General features: G+C 55.6%; 22 protein-coding genes. 11 read left to right on the top strand and 11 right to left on the bottom strand.

Annotated features, from left to right (window positions below; all coding sequences use genetic code 11):
- On the bottom strand, positions 1-85 hold an 85-nt coding region (locus Yoon_RS16260; protein ID WP_170377556.1), incomplete at its 3' end, for a GTP-binding protein.
- Between the two features lie 157 nt (positions 86-242).
- Here Yoon_RS16260 and Yoon_RS16255 point away from each other — a divergent pair.
- Positions 243-614 carry a VOC family protein gene (locus Yoon_RS16255; RefSeq protein WP_238113640.1) on the top strand — a complete coding sequence of 124 codons (372 nt, stop codon included), beginning with the start codon at positions 243-245 and terminating at the stop codon, positions 612-614.
- A 3-nt stretch (positions 615-617) separates the two neighbouring features.
- Here the strand turns inward: Yoon_RS16255 and Yoon_RS16250 are convergent, their stop codons facing one another.
- A complete protein-coding gene (locus Yoon_RS16250) occupies positions 618-2,924 on the bottom strand; it encodes a DNA topoisomerase IV subunit A (RefSeq protein WP_238113639.1) in 2,307 nt (768 codons plus the stop codon).
- 94 nt (positions 2,925-3,018) lie between these two features.
- On the opposite strand from Yoon_RS16250, the gene Yoon_RS16245 reads away from it, so the two are divergent.
- From Yoon_RS16245 to Yoon_RS16225, 5 genes are all read left to right on the top strand, one after another.
- Positions 3,019-3,846, top strand: coding sequence for an SDR family NAD(P)-dependent oxidoreductase (locus tag Yoon_RS16245; RefSeq protein WP_238113638.1), 828 nt, complete (start codon positions 3,019-3,021; stop codon positions 3,844-3,846).
- Between the two features lie 42 nt (positions 3,847-3,888).
- A complete protein-coding gene (locus tag Yoon_RS16240; RefSeq protein ID WP_238113637.1) occupies positions 3,889-4,095 on the top strand; it encodes a twin transmembrane helix small protein in 207 nt (68 codons plus the stop codon).
- 3 nt (positions 4,096-4,098) lie between these two features.
- A complete protein-coding gene (locus Yoon_RS16235; RefSeq protein ID WP_238113635.1) occupies positions 4,099-4,671 on the top strand; it encodes a cob(I)yrinic acid a,c-diamide adenosyltransferase in 573 nt (190 codons plus the stop codon).
- Positions 4,672-5,165: 494 nt separating this feature from the next.
- Positions 5,166-5,924, top strand: a complete 759-nt coding sequence (locus tag Yoon_RS16230) for an electron transfer flavoprotein subunit beta/FixA family protein (RefSeq protein ID WP_238113633.1) — start codon at positions 5,166-5,168, stop codon at positions 5,922-5,924.
- Positions 5,924-6,850: an electron transfer flavoprotein subunit alpha/FixB family protein gene (locus Yoon_RS16225; RefSeq protein WP_238113632.1), complete on the top strand. Its 927-nt coding sequence runs from the start codon at positions 5,924-5,926 to the stop codon at positions 6,848-6,850. Before Yoon_RS16230 ends, Yoon_RS16225 begins: the two co-directional genes overlap by 1 nt.
- 71 nt (positions 6,851-6,921) lie before the next feature.
- Here the strand turns inward: Yoon_RS16225 and Yoon_RS16220 are convergent, their stop codons facing one another.
- Entirely contained in the window at positions 6,922-7,317 is a 396-nt protein-coding gene (locus Yoon_RS16220; protein ID WP_238113630.1) for a hypothetical protein, read from the bottom strand.
- A gap of 86 nt (positions 7,318-7,403) precedes the next feature.
- On the opposite strand from Yoon_RS16220, the gene Yoon_RS16215 reads away from it, so the two are divergent.
- The 4 genes from Yoon_RS16215 to Yoon_RS16200 are packed head-to-tail and all read left to right on the top strand — an operon-like array spanning position 7,404 to position 10,044.
- On the top strand, positions 7,404-8,231 hold the full coding sequence (locus Yoon_RS16215; protein WP_238113628.1) for an energy-coupling factor ABC transporter ATP-binding protein: 828 nt from the start codon (positions 7,404-7,406) through the stop codon (positions 8,229-8,231).
- On the top strand, positions 8,206-8,808 hold the full coding sequence (locus Yoon_RS16210; RefSeq protein WP_238113626.1) for an energy-coupling factor transporter transmembrane protein EcfT: 603 nt from the start codon (positions 8,206-8,208) through the stop codon (positions 8,806-8,808). The genes Yoon_RS16215 and Yoon_RS16210 overlap by 26 nt, the downstream gene beginning before the upstream one ends.
- A gap of 14 nt (positions 8,809-8,822) precedes the next feature.
- Positions 8,823-9,377 carry a biotin transporter BioY gene (locus Yoon_RS16205; RefSeq protein WP_238113624.1) on the top strand — a complete coding sequence of 185 codons (555 nt, stop codon included), beginning with the start codon at positions 8,823-8,825 and terminating at the stop codon, positions 9,375-9,377.
- Positions 9,367-10,044, top strand: a complete 678-nt coding sequence (locus Yoon_RS16200; protein WP_238113622.1) for a nitroreductase — start codon at positions 9,367-9,369, stop codon at positions 10,042-10,044. Before Yoon_RS16205 ends, Yoon_RS16200 begins: the two co-directional genes overlap by 11 nt.
- Here Yoon_RS16200 and Yoon_RS16195 read toward each other — a convergent pair.
- The 3 genes from Yoon_RS16195 to Yoon_RS16185 form a co-directional block, all read right to left on the bottom strand.
- Positions 10,041-11,135: a thiolase family protein gene (locus tag Yoon_RS16195; RefSeq protein WP_238113619.1), complete on the bottom strand. Its 1,095-nt coding sequence runs from the start codon at positions 11,133-11,135 to the stop codon at positions 10,041-10,043. The two genes, Yoon_RS16200 and Yoon_RS16195, sit on opposite strands and share 4 nt — an antisense overlap.
- Complete coding sequence (locus Yoon_RS16190; protein ID WP_238113617.1) at positions 11,135-12,304, bottom strand: class I adenylate-forming enzyme family protein; 1,170 nt, start codon at positions 12,302-12,304, stop codon at positions 11,135-11,137. The genes Yoon_RS16195 and Yoon_RS16190 overlap by 1 nt, the downstream gene beginning before the upstream one ends.
- Positions 12,305-12,373: 69 nt before the next feature.
- On the bottom strand, positions 12,374-13,231 hold the full coding sequence (locus Yoon_RS16185) for a DUF6473 family protein (RefSeq protein ID WP_370642198.1): 858 nt from the start codon (positions 13,229-13,231) through the stop codon (positions 12,374-12,376).
- Positions 13,232-13,380: 149 nt separating this feature from the next.
- Between Yoon_RS16185 and Yoon_RS16180 the strand changes: the two genes are divergently transcribed.
- A complete protein-coding gene (locus tag Yoon_RS16180) occupies positions 13,381-14,256 on the top strand; it encodes a 3-hydroxybutyryl-CoA dehydrogenase (protein ID WP_238113615.1) in 876 nt (291 codons plus the stop codon).
- On the opposite strand, the gene Yoon_RS16175 is transcribed toward Yoon_RS16180, so the two are convergent.
- The 5 genes from Yoon_RS16175 to Yoon_RS16155 are packed head-to-tail and all read right to left on the bottom strand — an operon-like array spanning position 14,253 to position 17,158.
- A complete protein-coding gene (locus tag Yoon_RS16175) occupies positions 14,253-15,131 on the bottom strand; it encodes a lysophospholipid acyltransferase family protein (RefSeq protein WP_370642197.1) in 879 nt (292 codons plus the stop codon). The two genes, Yoon_RS16180 and Yoon_RS16175, sit on opposite strands and share 4 nt — an antisense overlap.
- A gap of 32 nt (positions 15,132-15,163) precedes the next feature.
- Complete coding sequence (locus Yoon_RS16170) at positions 15,164-15,433, bottom strand: HPr family phosphocarrier protein (protein WP_238113613.1); 270 nt, start codon at positions 15,431-15,433, stop codon at positions 15,164-15,166.
- Positions 15,430-15,825, bottom strand: a complete 396-nt coding sequence (locus Yoon_RS16165) for a PTS sugar transporter subunit IIA (protein ID WP_113775027.1) — start codon at positions 15,823-15,825, stop codon at positions 15,430-15,432. The genes Yoon_RS16170 and Yoon_RS16165 overlap by 4 nt, the downstream gene beginning before the upstream one ends.
- Positions 15,822-16,736 carry an RNase adapter RapZ gene (gene rapZ / locus Yoon_RS16160; RefSeq protein ID WP_238113611.1) on the bottom strand — a complete coding sequence of 305 codons (915 nt, stop codon included), beginning with the start codon at positions 16,734-16,736 and terminating at the stop codon, positions 15,822-15,824. The genes Yoon_RS16165 and rapZ overlap by 4 nt, the downstream gene beginning before the upstream one ends.
- A complete protein-coding gene (locus Yoon_RS16155; protein WP_238113610.1) occupies positions 16,733-17,158 on the bottom strand; it encodes an HPr kinase/phosphorylase in 426 nt (141 codons plus the stop codon). The genes rapZ and Yoon_RS16155 overlap by 4 nt, the downstream gene beginning before the upstream one ends.
- Positions 17,159-17,167: the final 9 nt, after the last annotated feature.

Raw genomic sequence — 17,167 nt, 5'->3', positions numbered from 1 at the left:
TCAGGGTCGTCTTGCCGTGGTCAACGTGGCCAATTGTACCAATGTTAACGTGCGGTTTTGTACGTTCAAACTTTTCCTTAGCCATTTCACAGGGCCCTTAATTTTGTGGGGCCATTGCGGCCCGGTCCAACATCGCGGGCGATGTATTTGGAATCGGTCCAGAAATCAACCCAATATCGCTGAAATTCAAATGCCGGGACATTCATGCTATACCCCCCGCCAATCACAATCGGAGGTCACAGATGAAACTTGGCGCATTTTCTGTCAGCTTGAATGTCAAAGACGTCGAAAAGAGCCGTGATTTTTATCGGCATCTTGGTTTTGGCGACTTTGGCGGTGACGCATCGCAAGGCTGGCTTATCCTTAAGAATGGCGAAACGGTGCTAGGGCTATTTGGCGGGTTTATCGGTAAAAACACCCTGACGTTCAATCCCGGCTGGGATCAAAGCGCGCAAGATGTTGACCCGTTTGACGATGTGCGCGCGATCCAGGCCCGCCTACTAGAGTCGGGAATCACACTGAAAGATCAAACCGATCCAAACGGCACTGGCCCCGGTTCAATCTCGCTTTTGGATCCTGACGGAAATGCGATCTTGATCGATCAGCACCGCTAGGGTTCAGGTAAATTTATTGTCGCGCGGGAACCCACGAGGCGCCATCCGCCCAGCGCTGGCCCGTTTGCCGGACCATTCGGCCAATTCCGTTTCGGTGCGTGTCCGCCCTGCAGGATCAAGCCAGCTGAGCCCTTCGGCCCGCGTAAATGTTGTCGCATCGGACATACCGCCGTCTTTGTACTTTTGCAGCCGAACGCCTTTGCCTCGCCCCATTTCAGGCAACTCATCGAGGGGAAACACGAGCACCTTGCGGTTTTCACCAACCACCGCAACAAAATCGCCATCAACGCGCTTACAGACCCGCGCGGCACCACTTGCGACGTTCAGCACCTGTTTGCCGTTTTTGGTTTGTGCCACAACATCCGCTTCTGGCACCACAAAGCCGTTGCCTTCGGCCGAGGCAAGCAACAGCTTTGCATCCGGCTGATGCACAAGAATATCAATGATTTCTGTCTCATTTGGCAGATCGACCATGAGCCGCAGAGGTTCGCCCATGCCACGCCCGCCCGGTAAATTCGCGGCTGACACTGTGTAAAAACGGCCATTGGCCCCAAAGACCAGCAAACGATCTGTGGTTTCCGCATGGAAGATAAATCGCGGACCATCACCGTCTTTGAATTTCAGTTCGCGGGTCAGATCGATATGCCCGGTCATCGCGCGAATCCAGCCCATTTTTGAGCAAACAACAGTAATCGGTTCCTTGTCGATCATCGCTTCAAGCGGCACATCGACCACTTCGGCAGCCTTGGCGAATTGGGTGCGACGGGCACCGCCCAGACTGTCGCGGCCAAATGTCTTGCGGGTCTCGCGCAGTTGTTCGGCAATCTTGGCCCACTGCAGATCACCGCTTGCCAATAATTCTTCAATGCCAGCGCGTTCGGCGCGCAAAGCGTCGCGTTCTGCGACCAGTTCCATTTCTTCGAGGCGGCGCAAACTGCGCAGGCGCATGTTTAAAATGGCTTCGGCTTGGGTTTCGGTCAGCGAAACTTCAGGATCAAGACCCGTGGGCGATTGGTAATCGGCCTCTGACATTGCGCGCACATGGGTCTTGGCCCAATCTTCGGCGATCAGCGCCTTTTTAGGGTCGTCGTCGTAACGGATGATGTCGATCACCCGGTCAAGATGGAGGAAGGCAATGATAAAGCCTTCCAAGACCTCAAGACGGTGGTCAATCTTTTCAAGACGGTACTGGCTGCGGCGGGTCAGAACCTCGCGGCGGTGATCAAGAAAGGCCCGCAGCACTTCCTTGAGCGAGCAAACTTTTGGCGTCACGCCGTCGATCAACACGTTCATATTCAGGCTGAACCGTGTCTCAAGGTCAGAGTTGCGGAACAGCATCCCCATCATCACCTCAGGATCGACGGTTTTCGCGCGCGGCTCCAGCACGATGCGGATATCTTCGGCGGATTCGTCGCGTACATCAGCGAGCAAAGGCACTTTCTTGAGCTGGATCACTTCGGCCAGCTTTTCGATCAGTTTCGACTTTTGCACCTGATAGGGGATTTCAGTGACAACGACCTGCCATGTACCACGGCCAAGGTCCTCGACCTCCCACTTGGCACGCAAACGAAATGCACCGCGCCCGGTGCGATAGGCGGTTGCGATGTTTTCTTCGGGCTCAACAATTACACCGCCAGTCGGAAAATCCGGGCCCGGGGTGTAGTTAAGCAATGTATCGTCACGCGCGTCGGGCGTTTTGATCAGATGCAGACAGGCCTCGATCAATTCATGCAAATTATGGGGCGGGATATTAGTCGCCATCCCCACCGCAATACCCGTCGACCCGTTTGCCAAAAGGTTGGGGAACGTCGCCGGCAGCACCGCGGGTTCTGTCAGACGCCCATCATAGTTATCGCGAAAATCGACCGAATCTTCGGAAAGACCTTCCAGCAATGCCTCAGCAGCGGCGGTCATCCGCGCCTCTGTGTAACGCGACGCGGCGGGGTTATCGCCGTCGATATTGCCAAAGTTCCCCTGCCCATCGACCAGCGGGTAACGGACGTTGAAATCTTGGGCCAAGCGCGCCATCGCGTCATAGATCGCGGCATCGCCGTGCGGGTGGAAATCACCCATCGTGTCGCCGCTGATTTTGGCAGACTTCAAAAACCCGCCAGTCGGAGACAGGCGGAGACGGCTCATGGCATATAGAATCCGGCGGTGAACTGGCTTCAGCCCGTCACGCGCGTCCGGCAAGGCCCGGTGCATAATTGTCGACAGCGCATAGGTCAGGTAGCGGTCACCAATGGCCTTGCGCAAAGTTTCGGTCGTGTCGATGGGGCCCATAGCCGGGTCGCTGGTCTGATCAGTCATAGGGTTTGGTTTAGCCCTGCGATTTTGCCACGTAAAGCTTAGAAACTCTTTACAGGTGCTTGTGACCTTGCTGCGAACCCGGCACATATGCGCTATGACACAAAAAACAATCCTGATCACTGGCTGCTCAAGCGGCATCGGCTATGACGCAGCATTTGGGCTGCGCGCAGCGGGATGGCGGGTTTTTGCAAGCTGCCGCCAACAAAAAGACTGCGACCGGATGATCGCCGAAGGTTTTGAGAGCCCGCTGATCGATTACGCCGATGAGGCCAGCATCACCGCAGGGCTGGCAGATGTCTTGGCAGCCACAGGTGGTACATTGGATGCCCTTTATAACAATGGCGCTTTTGCATGCCCCGGCGCGCTTGAAGACCTGCCGGCGGGGGCCTTGCGCGCCATATTTGAGGCCAACGTATTTGGCTATCACGCGCTCACCCGCCAAGTGATTCCCGTGATGCGCGCCCAAGGTCATGGGCGGATCATCAATTGTTCATCCGTACTTGGACTGGTTGGGATGAAATGGCGCGGGGCCTATGTATCAACGAAATTCGCGCTCGAAGGTCTGACGGACGTGCTGCGCATTGAAATGCATGATACCCCGATCAAAGTCATCCTGATCGAACCCGGCCCGATCACATCCGACATCCGCCAAAACGCCATCCCGCATTTTGAAAAATGGGTTGATTGGAAAAAATCAGCACGCGTTGACGAGTATAAAGATATATTGTCACGGCTTTACACCGACAGCGGACCCGATCAGTTTGAGCTGCCGCCATCCGCTGTGACCAAGAAGCTCTTGCACGCGCTGACAGCAAAACGACCCAAGCCGCGCTACTATGTGACAACCCCGACCTATCTTATGGGCGCGTTGCGGCGTATCTTGCCGACGCGGTGGTTGGATGCATTGATTTTACGCGGCTAACCGCTACATCGCAGGGAACCGAACCCGAAAAGGATGACACAAATGGCAAATGACCCGTTTTTCTGGATTGTAGCAGTTTCAGCGCTCGCTGTTCTGGCGATTCTTATGTTTGGGATCGGCACATTTGCCAAAGGGGGCGAATTTAACCGCAAACACGCCAATAGAATCATGCGCTGGCGGATTGGCGCGCAATTCATCGCGGTCGTGCTGATTATCGCATTTGCGTATCTGCGCAGCTCAGGAGCCTGATCCATGGTTGTCTTAAATAAAATCTACACAAAGTCCGGCGACGCTGGCGAAACGGCACTGGGCAATGGCAGCCGGGTTGCGAAGCATGATCTACGCGTGAACGCCTATGGCACCGTTGACGAAACAAATGCGACGGTCGGATTAGCGCGCTTGCATGCAACCGGTGAGATAGACGCACAACTGGCGATGATCCAGAACGATCTGTTTGATCTGGGCGCAGACCTGTGCCGCCCCGATATGGATAAAGACGCAGATGCCGAGTACCCGCCGCTGCGCATGTCCGGTGCGCAAGTGAGCCGGCTAGAGATAGAAATCGACGCGATGACAGCGCAGGTCGATCCCTTGCGCAGCTTCGTGCTACCGGGCGGATCGGCGCTTGCCGCGCATCTACATTTGTGCCGCACAGTGTCACGCAGGGCCGAAAGGTTGGTTGTTGAACTGGCGGGCACTGATGACGTGAACCCCGTTGCAGTGAAATACTTGAACCGCGTGTCAGATTGGTTTTTCCAAGCCAGCCGCATTGCGAATGCCAACGGCAAAGAAGACGTGCTATGGGTGCCGGGCGCGAACCGCTAAGGGGCGGTGGATCAAGATCCACCCTACGCGAGCGACCCACACCAGGCGTCATTTTGCGTCGCGCGCGTCGGGATTTTACGCCGACTGCATATATTTTCGACACGCATCCAGCCAAAATCGACACATCGATAACGCCAGATTCGACATGTTTCATCCCGCCAGTTGTTGCATATGTTGCGTGGTCACTGCCGTCACCCAACAGTTGCATGACCACGAAAACGGGCCCACTAGCTGCATAAATTCCTAATCTTTCATTCTAAAAAACAAAAACTTAGCCCAAAAAACGCGCGCCCAATCCGGCGTTCAAAACACCAAAAAAACCTGTATTGCGGGGTTTTAGGCCCGATATACCCCCGGGTTTCGCTGACGTCGACGTCAAGAACGTGACGTCCTAGCGCCTTACCGCGTCGATTTTACACTGTTGTCACCTGTGACGACTCGCTAACACTGTCACGAGAATAACTACGATCAATTTTCTAAGGAGAAAAACGCAGATGAAGGTCATCGTACCCGTCAAGCGCGTGATCGACTATAATGTGAAGGTTCGCGTCAAAGCGGACGGCACAGGCGTCGATCTCGCAAATGTCAAAATGTCCATGAACCCGTTCGATGAGATTGCCGTCGAAGAAGCCATTCGCCTGCGCGAAGCTGGCAAAGTGGAAGAAGTCATCGCTGTTTCCATCGGTGTGAAACAAGCGCAAGAAACCCTGCGCACAGCATTGGCAATGGGCGCTGACCGCGCGATTTTGGTCATTGCGGCTGACGACGTCCATACCGATATCGAACCTTTGGCTGTTGCGAAAATCCTTGCTGCTATCGTCAAAGAAGAAGAGCCAGGTCTCGTGCTTTGCGGCAAGCAAGCGATCGACAACGACATGAACGCCACAGGCCAAATGTTGTCTGCGCTGCTCGGTTGGTCACAAGCAACATTCGCATCAGAAGTGAACTTGGACGGTGACAGCGCCGTTGTCACACGCGAAGTTGACGGCGGGTTGCAAACCATCAAGGTTAAAACCCCGACCATCATCAGCGTTGACCTGCGCCTGAACGAGCCACGTTATGCTTCGCTTCCAAACATCATGAAGGCGAAGAAAAAGCCGCTTGATGAAAAAACGCCTGCTGATTACGGCGTTGACGTGACACCGCGCCTGAGCGTGGTTGGCACATCAGAACCCGCCTCACGTCAGGCTGGGATCATCGTTGGATCAGTGGATGAGCTGGTCGAGAAACTCAAAGAAGCGGGGGCTGTATAATGGCTGTTCTACTCCTTGCCGAAGTGACCGACGGTGCCTTGGCCGTTGACGCAACCGCAAAAGCAGTGACCGCTGCGACCGCTTTGGGCGATGTTACCGTGCTTTGCGCAGGTGCAACTGCACAAGCTGCGGCTGACGAAGCGGCGAAAATCGATGGCGTTGCAAAGGTACTTTGTGCCGAAGACGCCGCGTTGAGCCACCGTCTCGCCGAACCAACGGCTGATCTGATTGTATCGCTTGCTGGCGACTACAGCCACATCGTTGCCCCCGGCACAACTGACGCGAAAAACATCATGCCCCGCGTTGCGGCACTGCTTGATGTGATGGTTATTTCTGAAATCACGGCTGTCGTGGACGCTGATACATTTGAGCGCCCAATCTACGCAGGTAACGCGATCCAGACCGTAAAATCTGCCGATGCGACAAAGGTCATGACGATCCGCACCGCTGGTTTTGATGCGGCTGGCATGGGCGGGTCTGCCTCTGTTGAGACCATAGGTGCGACGGCTGACCCAGCTTTGTCCGAATGGATCGAAGATAAGGTTGCAGAATCCGATCGCCCAGAACTGACATCTGCGGGTGTTGTTGTGTCTGGTGGTCGCGGTGTCGGGTCCGAAGACGACTTTGCGCTGATCGAAAAACTGGCAGACAAGCTGGGTGCCGCCGTCGGCGCATCACGCGCCGCTGTCGACAGTGGCTATGCGCCCAACGACTGGCAAGTTGGCCAAACCGGCAAAGTGGTTGCACCTGATCTTTACGTCGCTGTTGGTATCTCGGGCGCGATTCAGCACCTTGCGGGTATGAAAGACAGTAAGATCATCGTCGCAATCAACAAAGACGAAGAAGCACCGATCTTCCAAGTCGCCGATTACGGTCTGGTTGCCGACCTGTTCGACGCGGTTCCAGAGCTGACAGAAAAGCTCTAATCGACCCGTTGATATACATTTGAAGGGCCTGCTTGCAAAAGCGGGCCTTTTTTCGTTCTAAAGAAACGAAGTCAACGCGGCGTGTCTGCAAATGGTTCGGCGACGACTTGGTGCTGGTCTTCGAAAACAATGTAGCCAATACGATGGCTCTTAATGATCTCAATCGTGTGTCCGTTTTCTTCTAGCAAGGCAACTAATTCATAAGCTTTCGCAATCATGTCCTTTGCGTCAGGTTTGAACCAACTTAGCCCAATCGCATTGCGCCTGTAGTTTCCCTTCGACGTTGACCGATTAAAACGATTAGGCGTCTGCAGATTATCATAAAACCAACCAAGAATGGTGTTGAGATACGCAAATGTATGCTGATCGACCCCGATGGTATCACGTAATTCATAGGCCGCGCAAAAGAAGCCTTCCCTTGCTGCTATACCATCAGCAATATTTTGACGCACAAATCGTATGTACATTGATAGCGCCTCCAGTCGCGTCCTTGCCATTATAGCGCGTCTCAAATCATGTGCCATGGTACTGTGGCCACAGAAGCGCACTCTAGATGACTGTTCGTCATCTTGCCCCTCTTCCCGTTATCCATTACCCAATCGCAAACCTGACGCGGGGCGCAAAGAGAATGGACGGCCTTCAGACTAAAAGCAGCAATCGCGCCAATGACATTGCGCTGGATGACCTGTGCTATGCGGTCGGCGGTAAGGTGATTCTTTCGAATATTACGTTGCAAACAACCGCTGCCCGCGTGGGTGTCGTCGGGCGTAACGGGTCAGGAAAATCCACGCTTGCGCGGGTGATTGCGGGGCTGGCTGCACCAAGCGCGGGCAATGCGCTGGTGGGCGGGCACGACCTATTCAAAGACCGCAAAGCCGCCCTGCGCGAAGTTGGCATCCTATTTCAAAACCCCGACCACCAGATAATCTTTCCTACCGTGGACGAGGAAATCAGTTTTGGGCTTCGCCAGCTTGGGGCGACCAAAGATGCCGCCGCCGCAATGACCCAAGACACGCTCACCAATTTTGGCAAAGCACATTGGGCAGGAGCCTATATCAACACGCTGTCACAGGGGCAAAAACACTTGGTCTGCCTGATGGCCATCACCGCGATGGCACCCAAGGCAATCATTCTGGATGAGCCCTTCTCGGGCCTCGATATCCCGACTAAGGCGCAACTGAACCGGTATCTTGCGCGCTATGCTGGGGGCGTCATCCACATCTCTCACGATCCGGACGATTTGGCTGGATACGATCAGGTGATCTGGCTTGAGCAGGGTAAGATCGCGCAAATTGGGGCGGCGACTGAGGTGCTGCCCGCCTACATCGCACGCATGACCGCGTTGGGGGGATCCGATGATATCTCTGACCTCTCCGGTTAAGACCCGCGCACATGACTGGCCCGCCGGGGCCAAGCTTGCAGGGCTCTGCGCCGTGACCTGTGGGCTGTTTTTGATCCAAAACCTCGTACTACATGCGGCCGTCTTTACCGGGGTGCTATTGTTGTCTGCGCTACCGGGCCGCGCGTTTTTCTTTGCCAGCATACGCCATTTGCGATTGCTGGCCCCGTTCATCATCGTCATCGCGATCTGGCATCTTTGGACATATGACGGCGCAATGGGGGCGACCATTATCTTAAGGATGCTATCGGCTGTCGCACTGGCTAATCTGGTGACGATGACGACCAAACTGACGGATATGATCGACGTGATCCATGTGCTCACCAGACCGCTGGCCCGGTTTGGACTGCGCGCCAATGTGCTTGAACTTGCCATCGCGATGGTAATCCGTCTGACGCCCGTGCTTGTGGACAAGGGCACACGCCTGTCCGAGGCATGGTCTGCGCGGTCACATCGGCACGCCGGTTGGCGGATCATTTTACCTTTCACCATAATCGCGTTAGATGACGCGGACCAAGTCGCAGAGGCCCTGCGCGCGCGCGGCGGATTCGACGCATGAAAAAGGACACCTAAATGGAAAAGAATGTTACGCTCATCGCGCTGTTCGCGGCCCTGATCGCCGCACTAGGCCTAATCCCGCCAGTCTCGCTTGGCTTTGGTGTCCCAATCACCGCTCAAACACTGGGCGTTATGCTGTGCGGCACCGTTTTGGGCGCAAAGCGCGGCACGCTTGCGGTGCTCTTGTTCTTGCTCTTGGTTGCTATCGGCCTGCCGCTTTTGTCAGGCGGACGCGGCGGCTTAGGCGTGTTTGCATCGCCGACAGTTGGGTTCTTAATCGGCTGGCCCATCGCCGCATTCGTCATCGGGTTGATCGTCGAAAAATGGCGGGGCGCACCTTTGCTGATTGTTGCTGGGGTAGCCTCGGTTCTGGGTGGCATCATCGTGATGTATGTGTTTGGCATTACCGGCATGTCAGTCATGCTTGATAAAACACTGCTTGAAGCCGCAAAAATCGCACTGGTCTATGTGCCCGGTGATCTACTGAAGGCAGGGATCGCTGCGATGCTGACATCTGCATTAGCCACAGCCCGCCCCGCAAGTGTGCTATCACGTGTCGATGCCAACTGATTTCCATGAAATCTTAGCGCGGCGGCGGTCGGTTCGGGCCTTTACCCAAGACCCGATTGACCGCCCCACTATTGAGCGGCTGTGCCAAGCCGCACGCCAAGCGCCAAGTGGTGCAAACCTACAACCCGGCAAATTTCATGTGCTGACTGGCGCGCCACTGGCGGCGTTTTCTCAGCGATTAGTCGCAGCGAATGCAAAAGGTGCGCCTGCAGATCTAGAATATTCCTACTTTCCTGAAATGATGGCACCTGCACTCAAGGACCGACAACGCAAGGCGGGGTTTGCGCTTTACGAAGCTCTTGGCATCGCGCGCCGTGATGTTACAGGACGCCGGGCGCAATTTGCCAAGAACTACCGGTTCTTTGATGCCCCTGTCGGCGTCATCGTCACGATTGATCGCGACATGGGCAAAGGCTGCTTCATGGATCTTGGCATGGCGATTATGACGTTTCTCTTGGCGGCCGAAGATGCCGGACTTGGCGCAAGTGGGATCGGCGCCATCGCAAATTATGGACGTATCGCGCATGATCATCTGGGGTTGTCAGAGGGTGAATTGGTGGTCTGCGGAATCGCCGTCGGCGTGGCCGACCAAAGCGCCCCAGTGAACCAATTTCGCACTGAACGGCTTTCGTTGGATGCGTTCACAACCTTTAGCGGGTTTGATTAATCAGCGCGCAACACAATCGCCGAACCGATCCCGCCAGCCGCCGCGATCGCCGCGATGCCAGCGCCGCCGGTCTGCCCAAGCTGATGATACAAACGCGCGGCCATAACGGCCCCTGACGCCCCAACCGGGTGCCCCCACGCCAAAGCACCGCCGCCAGTATTAACGATCTCTAGCGGCAATTTCGCGCCTCGTTGGCAGGCGATGGCCTGTACGGCGAAAGCCTCCATGATCTCGGCGCATTGGATATCAGCGACAGAAAGGCGGGCCTGCGCCAAAGCAGCTTCTATCGCGGCAATCGGCGCCGTGCCGGGCATTTCAGGATCTCCGCCAACCGTCCGCCCCGCGACAAACGCAACCGCGCGCCTCTGTGCGACCCAACGTTCCGAAACCATCACAACAAAAGCCGCGCCATCGGCGGCGACAGCCATATTCGCGGCGGTGATACAACCGGCCACAGACGCGGCTTTGTCACAAAGGCGTTGCGTCAAATTGCGCGTAAATGGATCACGGGTCAGCCCGGCGAACGGGATTATTTCGGGTTGCTTTGTCGCGCGGGCGCGCGCGTGGCTTTTGATCGCCCAAGCGTCTTGATCGGCTTTTGAAACCCCCCATGCCTGCGCCAACTCTTGCGCGGCAGTGGCCATATCCGGATCGCGATCGGGCCAAGGCGTAAACGGTGCTTGGTCATATGCTTCGGGCGGGCGCCCATCCGCAAAGGTACGCGACCGTAACGGACGACGCGAATAGGTTTCGACACCGCCAGCGATCACCACATCGTGCTGACCCGACCGGATCATCGCATCCGCGATCAACAGCGCATCCATACCGCCTGCGCATTGACGGTCAATTGACAGCCCCGCGACATGATCAGGCAGCCCCGCTTGCAATCCAATGATCCGCGCCGGGTTCCCGCCCGCCCCAAGCGCGTTGGACACGATTAATTCATCGACATCGACGGGCGCCAGCCCTGCGTCGGCCAAGGTTTGTTGCAATACGGGCTGCGCTAAATCGGCAAAAGACAATGCGGCAAAGGCCCCGTTTCGAGGTGCGATGGGGCTGCGCCGAGCAGCGATAAGATACGAGCGCGACATCAACCCGCGACGGCCATAGTGCGCAACCGCGCCAAGTCAGGCTTGCCCGCAGCAAGCAAAGGCATCTGCGCAATCGCGCGCACCTCTTTCGGTACGCAATATTGCCCCAAGGTTTCCCTACAATGGGCCTGCACATCGACGGGTGCCAACGACGAACCGGAATACTCTACGAAACAAATCAACCGGTTCCCCCGCGCTTCATCTGGTACGGGCACAACAGCGCAATCGCGCACCGCATTCAACCGCGATACACAGCGCTCAATATCTTCTGGAAAGACGTTGACGTCAGCGATCGTGACCATCCGGTTCTTGCGCCCCTTTAGGAACAAGTTGCCCTGCACATCCAAATGACCCATCTCGCCAATGCTCAAAAACGGGCCATCCCAGCGCGTGTCTTCGTGATCCCCGTTGGCGTAGCCATCAAAAAGATATGGGCTTGCCACCCAAATCTCGCCGACTTCACCTTGCGGCGCATCAATCCGCATTCGCACATCGGGATAGGCCCGCCCAACGGAACCGATCGGCGTTTGATCATCCGCAATGGCCATAAAGCTTGTTTCGCTCGCGCCGAAAAACGTAATGATTTGGGCCTGCGGGCAGATGGCATGCACGGCGGTCTTCACCTTTTCAGACAACGCCCCGCCACCGCAGAACACATAGCGCAGCTTTGGGAATGATGTGATTTGCGCTTGTGCAGCCCCTTTGACCAACAATCCCAATTGCGTTGGCGTGGCATAAATGACCGTCACACCCACCGCAGCGATCCCGAGCGCTTGCCGCTTTGGGGAGGTTTGCGCCAAGCCGCATATATCCGCACCAAGGCAAAGCGCTTCGACACTTGCGTAAAGGCTTAGTGAGTGCCCTAACGATCCGAAAGTCGCGTAAATGTCTTCCGGCCCAACCCCATAATGGTCCGCAGTAATCGCAAAGCTCTGCATCCATGATCGCGGGCTGCGTCGAATGATCTTGGGCTGGCCACTTGTCCCCGAGGTCGTACACAACACCCATTGTTGGGCATCATGATAGGGGGCGATGGGAGGCAGCGCCGATTGCCGCGCCATAAACCCACGCCGTCCACGCAGACAATCGACAAGCACGCCTAGGCCCGGCACGTCCGGGGTTAGGACGGTACTGTTGGCGTGAAGCGAAAAGGTAGGGTGCTGCGTCATGTTAACCGCATCTTTACACCTTCGCGCGCCGCGATGGAACGCAAACAGACTACAATCGCGGATGTCGCATCATGTCGCCATGGAATGCTGTTTGCGAAGAGCCTCAATAATCTGTGCGCTCGCCTCTTGATGGCAACGTACCCCGAGCATTTCGGACGCCATCGCTTCTTGTGAGGGTGGGTAGATCATGCCTTTGACACCTTCGGACAACGCGTCTGTTGACGGGTTCATAACAACAATATCCGCAACAAGCGGGCGCAGTTTTTCGACCATGTTCGCAGTGATAAAAAGCGGATCTGTTTGAAGCTGCGCCGGGCGCATAGACCAATCTTGATCACTCAACGGTTCATCAGAGAACCAAAGTAAAATTACCCGTCTGCCCGTTTTCTCCAACAGGTTTTTCATCCGCGCGGACCAGGCTTGGCGTAGCTCATTCACAACAATTTCAAATCGCTGCGGCGATTGGTCGTGCAAGGCGCCAAGCATATGCCGGATGAACGAAAAATCAGAAAAATCGACATCATTGTAGATCGCTTGCAGCACCGATGACGCTTCAACAAATCGGTCATTGCGACGCGGGTGCACCGAATAGAATCGGTTCGACAGATTGCTTGCCCCCATTATTTGCAGCACGGTAAAGTCTGCGTCGCGGCAAATTTCGAGCATGGATTGATCATTCACAAAAGCATCAACACCCGCACTGACGCCGCCAAAATTCACACAGGTTTGGCGCATTCCCTGCTCCACCAGCGCAGGGAAAGGTTGCTGGATAAATTTGCCGTAGGTTTCGGTTCCACCAATGAACGCTAGATAAGGCTGATCCAATCGCTTGCGCGGCCCACGAAACATCATCTTTGAATGCCCATAGTGGCAGGGCGCGTAATCAATTTCGTCAGTCTCGACCACCTCTTGCTTCATACGACCCATCACTTTTTAAGGTTACAGCGCGCAGATTCGCGCAAATACTTTGCGAATTTCCTAATGACAAAATTCAATTTAACTTTTCATCAACCGAGCGGCTTGAAGCCCCCCGGCATGGAGGCCTATGGTACGGCTAATCTGTAAAGGAATGAAAAATGGCGATTGAACGTGTGGGTATCGTTGGTGCAGGGCAAATGGGCAACGGGATTGCACATGTGTTTGCGTTGGCGGGCTATGACGTGGTGATGACCGATATTAGCGCGGACGCACTCGCTGCGGCTGTCGCTTTGATCGACCGTAACCTTGACCGCCAAGTCAGCAAAGAAGCGATCACAGCGGACACCAAAGCCGCCGCAATGGCCCGGATTTCGACCACACAGGTACTGGCTGATCTGGGTCAGACCGACCTGATTATCGAAGCTGCAACCGAGCGCGAAGAGGTCAAGACCGCGATTTTTGCAGAATTGCAGCCGCATTTGAAACCAACGACGATCTTGACCTCGAACACCTCGTCGATCTCGATCACCCGCCTTGCGTCACGCACGGATCGCCCCGAAAAGTTCATGGGGTTTCATTTTATGAACCCTGTGCCAATCATGCAACTGGTCGAACTGATCCGCGGGATTGCGACCGACGAAGAGACTTTCAAAGCCTGCTATGAAGTCGTTGAACAGCTCGGCAAAACATCCGCCACCGCAGAAGATTTCCCAGCCTTCATCGTGAACCGCATCCTGATGCCAATGATCAACGAAGCGATCTACACGCTTTACGAAGGCGTGGGATCGGTGAAATCGATCGATACCTCGCTCAAGTTGGGGGCCAATCATCCGATGGGACCGCTCGAGCTCGCCGACTTTATCGGGCTCGACACGTGTTTGGCGATCATGAACGTGTTGCACGACGGTCTGGCAGATACCAAATACCGCCCCTGCCCGCTGCTGACAAAATACGTCGAAGCAGGCTGGCTCGGCCGCAAAACCAAACGCGGTTTTTATGATTATCGCGGTGAAACCCCGGTGCCGACGCGCTAGTCGCGTAGGCCCAAGGTTTGCTCACGGAGCCACGCCATAAAGGCGCGTGGCTCTTTTTGGCGCGCTTTTACGTCTTCGTCGTCAAACGGCGCACCCACAACAGGTTTTTGCGGTTTTCCGCAGGCGTGAACGATTTCATGCAACAGTAGGCTTTGACGCAGGGTGGCAGAAATACGGTTCGCAATCTGATACCAACGCGAGTTGGCTCCGGGAAAGAAGCATGGCACGACTTTTGCGCCTGATTTACGGATCATGCTTGATGTGAACACATTCCATTCCGCCTCTATTGCCGGGCCGAACATCGTTTCCGACGATGCGACCACCCCTGATGGGAACAGCGCGATCAACCCGCCCCCCTTCAGGTGATCCATCGCGGTGCGGCGCATTTCGATCATCTTTGTGTGGGCATCCGGTTCATGTGGAAACGGCACAGGGATCATGAAATCGCCAGCCTCTTTATCGATGCCAGTCAGGATAGAGCGCGTTAAAATCCGGTAATCGGTGCGGACGCGGCCGATCAAATCAGCCAAGATCATCCCATCAACCATGCCATGCGGGTGGTTCGCAACAAGCACGGTTGGGCCGGTCTTAGGGATATTGTCTAATTGATCTTGCGGTGTCAGCAGATCAATCTCCATGACGTTCAACGCACCGCGCCAAAAATTCTGCCCTTGGAATTTCCCCATCCGCTCAAATTTCCGAATCATCCGTACGATCGGCAATTTGCCAGTGAACAATTCAATGGTGCGAATCACATTACGCTTAAACGGGCTTTCAAACGTGTTTGAATAGGTCAGGCTGCCACGATCATAGACCCGTGGTGCGTCTTGGGCCACAACCGTAGGTGTTTGTGAGTTGCGGGTCGTTTCAGTCACGTCAATTCATCCTATTAGGCCGCTACAGGCCGCTAGTTGCCTTCGCCGAACTTATCGGCGACCAATTCTGTGATGGCTGCGCTTAGCGCGTCAGCCTGTGGGCCAGTGGTCTCTACATCAATATAGGTGCCAATTGACGCGCCAAGCATCAAAAGCCCCATGATACTGTCGCCAGTGGCGCTCTCACCGTCTTTGCTAACGGTTGCTTGTGCGTCAAAGCTTTCGACGACTTCGACCAGCTTCGCCGAAGCGCGCGCGTGTAAGCCTTTGATATTTTCAATTTCTAGGCGGGTGGTGGTCATATATGCGTTCCGCCATTGTGGCTGTTAATATACTTGTGGGCTGCATTTATAGCAGCTTCAACTGCGTCAGGAACTGTGCGCCGGCGGGACTTTGCCAGCTTGATTAACATCGGCAAGTTGGCCCCATATAGAATACGTCGATTGTCTGGGCTGCAGGCGCGCAAAGATAGGTTTGACGGCGATCCGCCGAACATATCCGTGACGATCACGACGCCATCGCCAGCATCTACTGCATCCGCCGCGTCGCAGATTTCGGCTTGTTTCTCGGCGCGATCATCTTCGGGGCCAATAGCGATGCTAATAACACCGGCCTGTTCGCCGACCACATGTTCAACCGCAGATAGATATTCCTGCGCAAGCCTGCCATGTGCAACGATGACGATACCAATCAAACCGCGTGTCCTTTATTGCCCAGCGCGTCGCGCCGTTCCATTTCTCGATGCCGTTTAGACACATGCCACCCGTCTTCCGCAAGGGCAGATGCAAGGTACTCTGTCATAGCGACCGATCGGTGTTGCCCTCCGGTACATCCAAGACCGATAGACAGATGCGATTTTCCTTCTTGCTTGTGGGCGGGAAGCAGGAGGTCAACCAGCGATTTTAGCCGGGAAAAGAACTCTGCAAAACGGGGGTCCGCCTGTACATACGCAGCGACTGCGACGTCTCGCCCGTCCAAAATGCGCAATGTCTCCTCCCAATGTGGATTTCGCAGGAATCTGCAATCAATCACGATATCCATGCCCCGTGGCAGGCCACGTTTGTAGGAAAATGAATGGATCGTGACCCCCAAAGGCCGCCCATCACCGGGGGCAAACCAGCGGTCAATCTCGGCGCGCAGATCGTGTGGCGACATCCCCGTGGTATCGATCAGCACATCTGCGCGGGCGCGCACAGGGCTGAGCAGCTCGCGCTCGCGGGCGATCCCGGCAAGCGGCGATCCGGCTGGCGCCAGCGGGTGCATACGGCGGGTTTCGGAATAGCGACGCACCAGCTCATGCTCGTCCGCCTCGAGGTAAAGCACCTGCGCATTATGATCCGGGCGCCCCGCAAGCTGATCAATCGCCGCGACCAGCGCGTTGGTACCAAAATCTCGATTCCGCACATCCAACCCCAGCGCCAACGGACGGCCCGGTGGTGGCCCATCCAACAGACGTGGCAGCAAGGACAGCGGCAAATTGTCGATGATCTCATAACCAAGGTCTTCGAGCGCGTTAATCGCCGTCGACCGCCCTGCCCCCGATGGACCCGTCACCAGAACGATGGCAGGCGGTGTGGGGTCAGTTTTGGGCGGCGACGCTGTCATCGATTACTCCAGCCAGCTTTTAGAAGCTGCATAATAGCTGGCCCAAAGTGATCACCAACCCCGCGATGAATCAAGGGGGTGCGCAGATCACATAAGGTCACAAAGCGCGTCTCTGGCAGACGGTCTTGTTCCTGCATATCCATGTCAACGGCGACCTGCACGATAGCATCTGGTACAGTTGCCGCGTTTAGAATTCCGATGCCACGCGCCTCGATCAACCCTGCGATCGTTTCGGGGCAGGTCGCAACGAGCACGCCGTCCTGCGCTTTCAACACCACCCGATCATCGGCAACCAAATCACAGCCCAACGCCATCATTTGTAGTGCCAGGGTCGACTTACCGCTACCAGAAGCACCCAAAAGCAAAGCAGCTTTACCGCCATATGCAACGCAACTCGCGTGAACGGTATTAGGCCCGCTCATCACCGCACC

Origin of the sequence: Yoonia sp. I 8.24, assembly GCF_022096995.1 — a bacterium.
Classification (GTDB): Bacteria; Pseudomonadota; Alphaproteobacteria; order Rhodobacterales; family Rhodobacteraceae; genus Yoonia.
The sequence above is the reverse complement of the archived record's forward strand: the minus strand, read 5'-3'. Positions and strand labels throughout refer to the sequence as shown.